The organism is Micromonospora noduli (assembly GCF_003264365.1).
Lineage (GTDB): Bacteria > Actinomycetota > Actinomycetes > Mycobacteriales > Micromonosporaceae > Micromonospora > Micromonospora noduli.
This window is the reverse complement of record NZ_PYAK01000100.1, coordinates 1-10,648: the sequence shown is the minus strand read 5'-3', so window position 1 is coordinate 10,648 and position 10,648 is coordinate 1. Positions and strand designations below refer to the sequence as shown.

Here is a 10,648-nt window from a genome sequence, read left to right as displayed (position 1 = left end):
CCCGGCCCGGTGGCCCGCGTCGAGCCGGCCCGGCGGGTGGCCGCGGCGGCCTCGGCGAGCACCACCAGCGGCACGTCCAGGACGACGGCGAGCCAGCCGAGCCAGAACCCGCCCGGCACGCGACGCTGTCGTTCCCACCGGGAAACCTCGTGCCGACTCAGCGTCGGCACCCCGGCGGCGGCACACAACTCGGCGGCGGCTCGCTGCTGGCTCCAGCCCCGGTCGAGTCGGCAGCGAGCCAGCAACGGCCCGAGCTGCGCGGGACGCGGCGGTGCGGGCGGGATCATCTGTCCTCCTGGCGGGCGTCGGCGCGGCGCCGACCGGCCCGCCCTGAACGGGCGGGACCAGCGGCACCGCTCGGTTGCTGACCCCCGCGCGTGCCCCCGGGCCGCCCCCGCCGCCCCTCCCGCGCCACCCCTTCCTACCCCGGAGGTACGACGCCTTTCCGCCCGTCGGATCGGGACGCGGGGGGCCGGCCCGGCCGTCGGGGTGGGAAGGGCCTGGGTCCTGGTGCCATCGACCGCTAGAGTCGGGTCGTGGCGCTCGGTCTTCCCTCGACACTCCCCAATCCGCAGCCGGCGATCGGGGAGCTCATCCGTGAGCACCAGCCGACCTTCTCGTTCGAGTTCTTCCCGCCCAAGACCGAGGCGGGGGAGCAGCTGCTCTGGCAGGCTATCCGCGAGTTGGAGTCGCTGCGCCCGTCGTTCGTGTCGATCACGTACGGCGCCGGCGGCTCGACCCGGGACACCACGGTGGCGGTGACCGAGCGGATCGCCACCGAGACCACCCTGCTGCCGATGGCCCACCTCACCGCGGTCAACCACTCCGTCGCCGAGCTGCGGCACGTGGTCGGCCGGCTCGCCGGGGTGGGGGTGCGCAACGTGCTGGCCGTTCGTGGTGACCCCCCGGGCAACCCGGGCGGTGAGTGGATCCGTCACCCCGAGGGCGTGGACTACGCCGAGGACCTGGTCCGGCTGGTGCGCGACGCCGGTGACTTCAGCGTCGGCGTGGCGGCCTTCCCGTACAAGCACCCCCGCTCGCCCGACGTGGCCAGCGACACCGCCCAGTTCGTCCGCAAGTGTCGGGCCGGGGCGGAGTTCGCGGTCACCCAGATGTTCTTCGACGCCGACGACTACCTGCGGCTACGTGACCGGGTGGCCGCTGCCGGCTGTGACACCCCGATCCTGGCCGGCGTGATGCCGGTGACCCAGTTCAGCACCATCGAGCGGTCCGTGCAGCTGTCCGGTGCGCCGTTCCCACCGGCGTTGGCGGCCCGCTTCGAACGCGTCGCCGACGACCCGGACGCCGTCCGCCGGCTCGGCATCGAGCAGGCCAGCGAGATGTGCCGCCGACTGCTGGACGAGGGTGTGCCGGGAATCCACTTCATCACCCTCAACCGGTCCACCGCGACCCGCGAGGTCTGGCAGAACCTGAAGGCCGGCGCCCGCGTGTGAACGCCGCGCCTGCGACACCTGTTGCCCGGCACGACGGTTGATCCGTGGTGGGCACACAGCTGAACTGGGATCAGTACGCCACGGCGTGGGCGCGGTTGCACGGCGGGTTCGACCCTCGGGTCGCGGCGCCGGTGGTGCGCGCCTGGCTGCGATTCGCATACCACGTCGGATATGTGCTGGGTCGACTGCGGGTCAGCCCCACCGCGGTCACCGTGGCCGGGGTGCTGCTCTGCTTCTGCGTACCGTTGCTGGTGGGCCGGCCGGGGGACGGGCCGTTCCTCGGCGCGCTGTTCGTGCTGCTCGCCGCCGTGGCGGACAGCGTGGACGGTGCGGTGGCGGTCGCCACCGGCCGCACCACCCGGCTCGGCTACGTCTACGACTCGGTCGCCGACCGGCTCGGTGAGGTGGCGTGGCTGCTGGCGTTCTGGCTGGTGGGCGCGCCGGGTGGGCTGGTCGTCGCGGGCGGCGCGCTGTCCTGGTTGCACGAGTACGTCCGGGCGCGGGCGGTCGCCGCCGGCATGCGGGAGATCGGCGCGGTGACAGTGGGCGAACGCCCCACCCGGGTCTCGGTGGCGCTGGCCGGCTTGCTGGTCGCCGGGCTGGCCGGGCTGATCGAGCCGGACCTGGCCGCCGGCACCATCACCATGGCGACCGCGGTCTGGGTACTGCTGGCCGGTTTCGGCCTGGGGCAACTGCTCTCCAGCATCCGCCGCGCCCTGCTCGACGCCGACTGAGCCGGCCAGCCCGACGCCGACCGAACAGGCGCCGACTGAAGGCGCCGACCGAAACAGGCGCCGGCTGAAAGGTGCCGACCGAGACAGACACCGGCTGGAGCAGGCCGGGTCTACCAGGCGGGGCCGATCTCGTCGGCGACGATCTGCGCGGAGAGGGTCACCATCGGCAACCCGCCACCCGGATGGGTGGAGCCGCCCACCAGCCACAGCCCGTTCGCCGGGCCCCGGTTGGCCGGGCGGAGCAGCCCACCGGCGGTGCCGTAGATCGAGCCACCTGGCGCGCCGGTCGCCACGTCCAGGTCGGCCGGGGTGCGGATCTCGCGGAACAGCAGCCGGTCGCGCACGTCCACGCCGCGCTGCGCCAGCACGTCCAGGATCCGGTCGGCGTACGCGTCGGCCAGCCCCGGGCGTCGCCAGTCGACAGCGCCCGCCGCGGTGCCCTGCCGGGCGGCGTTGACCAGCACGAACCACGCCTCGTGTCCGGCTGGGCGGACCATCGGGTCGTCGGCCACTGTGACGAACACGGCCGGGTCGACCGCCGGCCGGGCCCTTACGCCGCGCCCGGGGTCACCGAAGACCGCGTCGAACTCGGCGTCGTAGTCGTCCGGGAAGAAGACGTTGTGGTGGGCCAGCCCGGTGCTGCCGGAGACGCCGAGCAGCAGCACGAAGCCGGCGAGACTGCGGTCGGTCAGCCCGGCCAGCCGACGCGGGTGCGGCAGCAGGTCACGGTAGACGGTGAGCGCGTCCACGTTGGCCACCACCACGTCGGCGGGCACCGGGGCGGCGACGCCGGCGAGGCGTACCCCGTGCACCCGGCCGCCGGTGGCGTCGATCCGGGTGACAGTGGCGTCGGTCTGCACGACCACGCCGAGGTCCAGGCAGCGGGTCAGCAGCGCGTCGGCGAGAGTACCCAGCCCGCCGCGCAGGTACCAGCCGCCGAAGGCCAGCTCGGCGTAGGGGACCGCGACCAGCGCCGCCGGTGCCCGACGTGGATCGGCGCCGGTGTAGGTGGCGTACCGGTCCAGCATCATCCGCAGCCGCGGGTCGGACAGGTGCCGGCGGCCCAGGCCGCGCAGACTGCGGCCCGGGGCGATGGCGGCCAAATCGCCGACGCGCCAGGCCAGCGACGCGAGGTCGCGGGGAGAGTCGACGGTACGACGCAGGATGTCCCGTGAGGAGGCCTGCCACACCCGCGCCGCCCGGCGCCACAGTCGCTGCCAGTCGGCTGCCGCCCGGTCACCGAACGCGGCCCCGATCCGGGCGGTGAACTCAGCCGGGTCGGCGCACGAGTCCAGGGTCGGGCCGCCGTCGGGAAAGACGTGCCGGACGATCGGGTCCAGCGGGACCAGGTCCAGGTATTCGTCGAGCTTCGCCCCGGTCGCCTCGAACAGGTCGTGGAAGACCTCGGGCAGGGTGAGCAGGCTCGGCCCGGTGTCGAAGTGGAACGACCCGGCCGGGGTGTCGTGCGCGTACCGGCCGAGCTTGCCGCCGACCGTGTCGGCCCGCTCGAAGACGGTCACCTGGTGCCCGGTAGCGGCCAGCCGGGCGGCGGTGGCGAGGCCACCCACCCCGGCGCCGACGACCACGATCCGCGCCATGCCGCGTCCTCCCTAGCTGACCGGACGGCCCCGCCAGGTCAGGCGGCGTCGCTTTCGCAGATGGTACGACCGCAGGGTCAACCAACCGAGGACCACGACCGACACGGGGTGTGCGAGCGCGTCGGGCCACCACCGGCCACCGGTCGCGCGGGCGGTGAGCACCCGTCCGGCCACACCCAGCAGGTATGCGATGAGCGCAACCATTGACACCAGGGGAGCTGTCGAGGCGAACCTCAGCGCGATCAGCGGTGGTGCGGTGTAGAGCAGCAGCAGCGCCGCCACCACGGCCGCCGCCGCGCCCGGGTGCCCGAACGACGCCCAGAGCGACTTCGAGTACCCGTCGCGCAGTTGCGGCCAGTCGTCGTACATCCGGCAGATGGCCAGCCGGGAGCCGTCGGCCAGGGCGATCCGCCCACCGGCCCGCTTGACCGCCCGGGCCAGCTCGACGTCCTCCAGGATCTTGTCGGCGACCGCGGCGTGCCCGCCGGCGGCGGTGTAGCCGGCCCGGTCCACCACCAGGAACTGCCCGCCCGCCGCGGCCAGCGACGGCCGCGACGAGCGCTCCATCGCGCGCAGCGGCAGGAAGGTCAGCCAGAGCCACTGCAACAGCGGCTGCACCAACCGGTCGCCGGCCGTCGCCACCACGATCCGGGGGTACGGCGACAGCAGCGTCACCCGGGCGGCGCGCAACTCGGTGACGGCAGCGGCCACGGCGTGCGGGGCGAGCACCACGTCGGCGTCGACGAAGACCAGCGCTGTGGCGTCCGGGTCGGCCCGGGTGGCCAGCTGCCAGCAGGCGTGCGGCTTGCCCAGCCAGCCCGGCGGTGGGGCGACCCCGGTGAGCAGCGTGACCCGGGGGTCGTCGCCGGCCACCGCGCGGACCACCTCGGCGGTGCCGTCGGTGGACCCGTCGTCGAGGACCACGACGCGCATCCCGGGTACGCCGCGCTGGGACAGCAGGGCGCGCAGGCAGGGCGTGACCCGGGTGGCCTCGTCGCGCAGCGGCAGCAGCACGGTGACCAGCTCGTCGACGTCGTCGGGCCGGTCGGTGGGTCGGCGCAGCCACCGGGTGGCGTTGAGCCAGGTGTGCCCGGTCAACGCGGCGACGGCGATGAGCAGGGTGAGCAGGACGGTCATCGGGTCGCGTCGACGCCGGGGCGGTGTGGCTGGTGGGCCTCCCGACCGGGGTCACCGCCCCGGCGGGCACGCAGGAGGGTCACTGCCAGGGGTACGGCGGTCACCGACATGCCGGCGGCGCCCCAGAGCGCCGAGGCGGGCAGGTCGAGGAAGACGGCGTGGGCCAGGATGCTGGAGAAGTACGTCCACAGGTAGAGCGCGACCATCGGGTGGTCCCGCCGATCGGTGTGCTCGGCGGCCGGCCCGGCCAGCGGGCGCAGCGCGCTCATCATCAGCACCGCGAAGAGCAGCCAGCCCAGGTAGTTGCTGACCGGGATGCCGGCCAGGCCGGGCAGGGCCGGGGTGGCGTCGCGCCAGACCCAGTAGCCCTCGGCCACCATCTGCGGGTCGAGGAAGAGGTCCCAGGCGGCCAGCCCCACGGTGGCCAGCGCGATCCGCCCCACCCATCGACCCGCCGTCGATCCGCTGCCGCCGGCCGTCGGCCCGCCGCCGTTGGCCGTTGCGGCAGTGCCGCCGGTCAGTCGGACCGCTGCGAGCCAGGCCGGCCAGGCCATCCAGGTCCAGGCCAGCGGAATGATCAGCGGCACGCCGGCCAGCTTGGGGCCCAGCTCTCCGGAGTAGTCGTAGCTGCCGAACGGCACGCCGGTGGCCACCCCGATCGCCTCGATCGCGAACCCGCCGCCGGTGGCCACCGCGACCAGCGCTGCCGCCACCCGTGGGCCCCGGCTGAGCAGCGCGTGGCCGACCGAGAGCAGCCAACCGAGGACGACGGTGGCCACGGTGAGCCCGGCCCGGGTGGCGCCGGTGGTGAGCGGGTAGCAGATCTGGGCGAGCACCAGGACGACGAGCAGCGTCCAGGAGATCCGCCGGGTCATGACGCCGGTGGCTCGAGCGGCAGATCCCGACCGAGTACGCCGAACGGTCGCTCGTCGCCGGGGAAGTGGAAGTCGCGCAGCACGTCGACGAAGCCGAACCGTCGGTACAACCGCCAGGCCCGCGAGGTCTGCTCGTCGGCCTCCGGGGTGGACAGCAGCACTGTGTCGCCCTCCGCCATGCCGAGCAGCGCGCGCAGCTGACCGGCGCCCAGGCCGTGCCCCTGCGCCGGTGGCCTGACGTGCAGCTCGACCACCTCGAAGCAGTGGGTGAGCCAGCGCGTACGAGTCGGGGCGTCCAGCGCGCGGTGCACCTGGTCGTGCCACCACTGACCGGAGGCGCCCAGGTAGCCGTAGCCGAAGCCGGCGAGGTGACCCTCGCTGGTCAGGCTGGCGACCGCCCGGAAACCCGGCCGGCGGACGTGGGTGGCGATGTAACCGCGCCGGGCCTCCAGCAGGTCGGTGCGGTATCCCATCGCCTCGCCGTAGACGGCCACCACGTCGTCCAGCCGCCGGACGAGATCGTCCGGCGTCCAGCGCACCAACCTCATGCCCGTCCACCCTTCACCGTTTCCGGGCCGCCGTCGACGACCCATCCGAGCACCGACCGGTCGCCGACCACGTCGCGCACCTCGAACCGGGCGAACAGCTCCTCGGCGTACCAGCCCGCGGTGGGGGTTCGCATGATCGCCGCCCGATGCTCCGGGTGACGGTACGCGAACGCCACCAGGTCCGTCGGGTCGCGCCACACGCTCACCGTGCCCTGCCAACCCAACGGGGCCTCTCCGACCCCGAACCGGGCCAGCAGCCCGGGCGCGTCGCGCAGGGCGGCGGCCACCGGTGGGATCGCCCGCCAGAAGGTGGCCGCCCGGCGGGCTCGCAGCCGGGCCCGGGTCAGTGCCAGCACCGGGCCGGTGACCCGGCCGCCCGACGGGTCGCCGAACGGCCGCTGGCCGGACCACTCGCCCCGGCTGGTCAGCGGGCGTAGGTCGATTCGCGCCTGGGCGTGGGCGATGCGCGCCCAGGCCCGCCCTACCGGCGAGTCGTCGAAGCCTTCCGCCGCGGCGGGAGAGTCCCAGACGGTCAGCGTCGCCCACCGGGTCAGGTCGGCGTCCCGTGGCCCGAAGTCGGTGCCGGTCCCGGTGCCCAGCAGCTTGGCGAACCGAACGCCGGGGAGGGCCCGCAACCGGCGGGGGTCCACAGCCATCCGGGTCAGCGCCCGGGGCAGCGCGCCGTGGGAGGTCCGCCACACGTGCAGCGTGACCAGCTCCGGAGCCGCGCCGGCGTCGCTGCTGGGACTGCTGGTGCGCTCGCCTGGCTCGCTCACGCCACCTCGGCCGGGGTGCCGGCGGTGACCCGCAACAGCTCGGGGTAGGTGGTCGGGAAGACCGCCTGGGGTACGCCACCCGCGGCCCAGATCTCCGGGTACGCCGCCAGCGCCGTGTCCACCAGGGTGCGCAGCGGGTGCGGGTGCCCGAGTGGGGCGACCCCGCCGATCGGCTGCCCGGTGTGGGCCCGGACGAACTCCGGGGTGGCCCGACGCAGTCGGGTGACGCCGATCGATGCCGCCAGGCCGGCGGTGTCGACCCGGTGCGCGCCGGAGGTGAGGACGAGCAGCGGTGTGTCGTCCGCGTCGAAGATCAGTGAGTTGGCGATCTGGCCGACCTCGACGTCGAGCGCCGCAGCGGCCGCCGCGGCGGTGTGCACCGCGTCGGGCAGCAGACGGACCATGCTGGGCTCACCGGCGCCGTCGAGCGTGCCGGCGGCGGTGAGCGCGTCCTGCACCGCCCGTACGTTCGGGTGTGGCTGCATCCCGCCATTCTTCCCGGTTCGCTGGTGGCCGGTTCAGCCGGCCGGCACGCTCGGCGCGTCACACGTTGCATTTTCGTCGGAGGGGAGGTGTACTGTCAGCAGCAGTTAGAACGAGTGTTCGATTGCCTCGAACGCCCGTTCCAACCAGCCGGAGCGCGGCGTTTCGCGGCGCCACCTCCGGGCGGTGCGGCTCCGCGGGCCGCACCTGGGTTTCCGGGCAGTCGCGAGCCTGGTCCCAACAGGCAGGAGCGTCGCCCGCCGCCCACGACCCCCGGGCGGCGGGCGACGCACCCGCCGGTCCGCCGGCCGGGTGTGGTGTGGGGAAGCATCCACACCCGGCCGGCCACACCCGGTGCGTCTTCCTCCGCACCACCCCGACCTCGGCGTCTCGTCGGTGGCATCAGCCGCCGCAGTGACGTCTCGGCCACGTGGAGGAGAGACACCCATGCCGACCAACCCGGCTCAGGCACCGACGGTGCCGGCGCACGTGCTGCCGCACCGCACCCCCGCCCAGCTCCTCACGTTGGCCCGCCGTGGGCTGGTCGAGGCCGGCCAGACCCGACCTGACGGTCTGCGCTACGCGGCTGCCCACCTGGCCGCCCTGCGCGCGGCGGCAGCCCTGCTCGCCGCCCGGGCCCGACCCGCGCCGAGTCGACGCAACCGGATCACCAGCGTCTGGGTCCTCCTCTGCGCCGTCGCTCCGGAGCTCGACGAGTGGTCCCGGTTCTTCGCCGCAGGGGCCAGCAAGCGCGCCGCCGCCGAGGCCGGCATCCCCCGGGTGGTCAGCGCCCGGGAGGCCGACGACCTGCTCCGCGCTGCCGAACAGTTCGTCACGGTGGTGGAAACCGCGCTCGGTGTGGCCCACCAACCGGCCCTGGACGGCCTCGCCGCCTGATCCCGCCGTGCCACCGGCCGCCCCGCGGGGGGAGCCGGGCGGCCGGTGGCACGGCGTGCCGGTCCTGATCTGATCCACAGCAACGACGGGGGAGTTGGTCCAATGGCGGGCCGCATGGTGGTCGGTTCCGCCGCACTGGCCGATCTGGTGCGCCCGGCGAGCGCACCCGACCCGGTCGGTGGCCACCGGGTGCTGCCGGTGGTGCCCGAGCTGACCGGTCTGCTGCCCAACAGGGGCCTGCGCCGGGGCAGCACCATCGCGGTCGCCGCCGGCCAGCCCCGCCGCAGCGGTGGCACCTCGCTGATGCTGGCCCTGCTCGCCGAGGCGTCCCGGGCCGGCTCGTGGTGCGCCGTGGTCGGGGTGCCGACGTTCGGCGCGGGCGCGGCGGCTGAGCTGGGCATCGCCCTGGACCGGCTGGCCCTGGTGCCGAACCCCGGCCCCGAGTGGGCCACAGTGGTCGCCGCGCTGATCGACGGGGTGGACGTCGTGGTCACCACCGTGCCGGCCTCGGTCTCCGCCTCGGTCGCCACCCGGTTGGCCGCTCGGGCCCGGCAGCGCGGCAGCGTGCTCGTCCCGTACGGCCGGTGGGACGGCGCGGACGTGACGCTGCAGGTGGTCCGGGGAGTCTGGGAGGGGCTCGGGCTGGGCCGGGGGCGGTTGCGCCGCCGGGAGATCACCGTCTCGGCGCGCGGGCGCGGGGCGGCCGCCCGGCCCAAGGAGATCAAGGTCTGGCTCCCGGGTGACGAACTGACCCGGGTGATCCCTCGTACGCTGCCGTCGCCAGTGGGTCGACCGGCCGTGCCACTCGCCCTGGTCGGTCGGGGGTGACCGGCGCGCCGGCACGCACGCTGCTGCTGTGGTGCCCGGACTGGCCGGTGCTCGCCGCCGAGATCGTCGACGGGGTGCCGGCGACCGGTCCGGTCGCCGTGCTGCACGCCAACCGGGTGGTCGCCTGCTCCGAGCGGGCCCGCGCCGAGGGGGTGCGTCGGGGGCTGCGCAAGCGGGAGGCCCAGGGGCGCTGTCCGCAGCTCACTGTCGTGGAGTACGACCCCGGCCGGGACGCCCGGGCGTTCGAGCCGGTGGTCGCCGCGGTGGAGGAGTTGGTCGCCGGCGTGGAGGTGGTCCGTCCGGGAGCCTGCGCGGTGGCCGCCCGGGGGCCGGGCCGCTACCTCGGCGGTGAGGAGGCGGCCGCCGAGCGGATCATCGAGCACGTGGCGCAGTCGTGCCTGGTGGAGAGCCAGGTCGGCATCGCCGACGGGGTGTTCGCGGCCGGGTTGGCCGCTCGCGCTGGCCGGGTGGTGGCACCGGGCGGGACACCGGAGTTCCTGGCCGGGTTGCCGGTCGAGGCGCTCGGCCGGTCGGCGCTGGCCGACCTGCTGCGCCGGCTGGGGGTACGCACCCTCGGCGACTTCGCCGCACTGCCGGCCGGCGACGTGCTGGCCCGGTTCGGGTTCGACGGTGCGCTGGCCCACCGGCTGGCCGCCGGGCGGGATCACCGCCCACTCGCCGTCCGGCAGCCGCCGGCCGACCTGACGGTGACCGCGGAGCACGACGAGCCGATCGACCGGGTCGACGCGGCGGCGTTCGTGGCCCGGGCGCTGGCCGAGCGGCTGCACGAACGGCTGGCCGGGCATGGGCTGGCCTGCACCCGGCTCGGCATTGAGGCGGTCACCGAGCACGGGCAGGAGCTGCACCGGGTGTGGCGGCACGATGGCCTGCTCACCGCCGCGGCCATCGCCGACCGGGTGCGCTGGCAGCTCGACGGGTGGCTCTCCGGCAGCAACGGCCGCGCCGGTGCCCGACCGGCCCGACCGACGGCCGGCATCATCCGGCTGCGACTGATCCCGGACGGGGTGATCGCCCAGGCCGGTCTGCAGGCCGGTCTCTGGGGGGAGACCGGCGAGGAGCGGGAACGCGCGCACCGGGCGTTGAGCCGGGTGCAGGGCATCCTCGGCCCGGAAGCGGTGGTCACCGCGGTGCTCGGTGGTGGGCGCTCCCCGGCCGACCAGGTGCGACTGGTGCCGTGGGGCGACGAACGCGTCCCCGCCCGTCCTGGCCCGCCGGCCGATGCCGGCGCCGACCCGGCCACCGGCCGGGGTGGAGGCGGGGCTCCGCCGTGGCCGGGCCGGCTGCCGGCGCCCGCGCC

11 protein-coding genes and 1 pseudogene are annotated in these 10,648 nt (G+C 75.1%); 5 read left to right on the top strand and 7 right to left on the bottom strand.

The annotated features are described in order from the left end of the window. Positions 1–287, bottom strand: a pseudogene (locus tag GUI43_RS32315) (helix-turn-helix domain-containing protein); the annotation flags it as partial. Between the two features lie 249 nt (positions 288–536). Here GUI43_RS32315 and metF point away from each other — a divergent pair. Both metF and GUI43_RS32305 read left to right on the top strand, forming a co-directional pair. Beyond that, the gene (metF, locus tag GUI43_RS32310) at positions 537–1,454 is read left to right on the top strand and encodes a methylenetetrahydrofolate reductase [NAD(P)H] (protein WP_112623915.1); all 918 of its coding nucleotides are present in this window, start codon (positions 537–539) and stop codon (positions 1,452–1,454) included. Between the two features lie 44 nt (positions 1,455–1,498). Beyond that, positions 1,499–2,188, top strand: coding sequence for a CDP-alcohol phosphatidyltransferase family protein (locus GUI43_RS32305; RefSeq protein WP_112582773.1), 690 nt, complete (start codon positions 1,499–1,501; stop codon positions 2,186–2,188). A 110-nt stretch (positions 2,189–2,298) separates the two neighbouring features. On the opposite strand, the gene GUI43_RS32300 is transcribed toward GUI43_RS32305, so the two are convergent. The 6 genes from GUI43_RS32300 to GUI43_RS32275 are packed head-to-tail and all read right to left on the bottom strand — an operon-like array spanning position 2,299 to position 7,607. After that, positions 2,299–3,786: a phytoene desaturase family protein gene (locus GUI43_RS32300; RefSeq protein ID WP_112700587.1), complete on the bottom strand. Its 1,488-nt coding sequence runs from the start codon at positions 3,784–3,786 to the stop codon at positions 2,299–2,301. Positions 3,787–3,798: 12 nt separating this feature from the next. Beyond that, on the bottom strand, positions 3,799–4,923 hold the full coding sequence (locus GUI43_RS32295; protein ID WP_112700585.1) for a glycosyltransferase family 2 protein: 1,125 nt from the start codon (positions 4,921–4,923) through the stop codon (positions 3,799–3,801). Beyond that, positions 4,920–5,798, bottom strand: a complete 879-nt coding sequence (locus GUI43_RS32290) for a carotenoid biosynthesis protein (protein WP_112605055.1) — start codon at positions 5,796–5,798, stop codon at positions 4,920–4,922. Before GUI43_RS32290 ends, GUI43_RS32295 begins: the two co-directional genes overlap by 4 nt. Next, positions 5,795–6,346 (bottom strand): GNAT family N-acetyltransferase, encoded by a 552-nt coding sequence (locus GUI43_RS32285; RefSeq protein WP_091407634.1) that lies wholly within the window; start codon positions 6,344–6,346, stop codon positions 5,795–5,797. The genes GUI43_RS32290 and GUI43_RS32285 overlap by 4 nt, the downstream gene beginning before the upstream one ends. Continuing rightward, the gene (locus GUI43_RS32280) at positions 6,343–7,122 is read right to left on the bottom strand and encodes a monooxygenase (protein ID WP_112700583.1); all 780 of its coding nucleotides are present in this window, start codon (positions 7,120–7,122) and stop codon (positions 6,343–6,345) included. Before GUI43_RS32280 ends, GUI43_RS32285 begins: the two co-directional genes overlap by 4 nt. Next, the gene (locus GUI43_RS32275; RefSeq protein ID WP_112582768.1) at positions 7,119–7,607 is read right to left on the bottom strand and encodes a YbaK/EbsC family protein; all 489 of its coding nucleotides are present in this window, start codon (positions 7,605–7,607) and stop codon (positions 7,119–7,121) included. The genes GUI43_RS32280 and GUI43_RS32275 overlap by 4 nt, the downstream gene beginning before the upstream one ends. A gap of 445 nt (positions 7,608–8,052) precedes the next feature. On the opposite strand from GUI43_RS32275, the gene GUI43_RS32270 reads away from it, so the two are divergent. The 3 genes from GUI43_RS32270 to GUI43_RS32260 all read left to right on the top strand — a co-directional run. After that, positions 8,053–8,502: an SAV_6107 family HEPN domain-containing protein gene (locus tag GUI43_RS32270; protein WP_007463070.1), complete on the top strand. Its 450-nt coding sequence runs from the start codon at positions 8,053–8,055 to the stop codon at positions 8,500–8,502. A gap of 102 nt (positions 8,503–8,604) precedes the next feature. Further along, positions 8,605–9,330 (top strand): DnaE2-dependent mutagenesis accessory factor ImuA', encoded by a 726-nt coding sequence (imuA', locus tag GUI43_RS32265; RefSeq protein WP_112582767.1) that lies wholly within the window; start codon positions 8,605–8,607, stop codon positions 9,328–9,330. Next, positions 9,327–10,648, top strand: a 1,322-nt coding sequence (locus GUI43_RS32260) for a DNA polymerase Y family protein (protein ID WP_249037912.1), incomplete at its 3' end; no start/stop codon positions are given. The genes imuA' and GUI43_RS32260, both read left to right, overlap by 4 nt.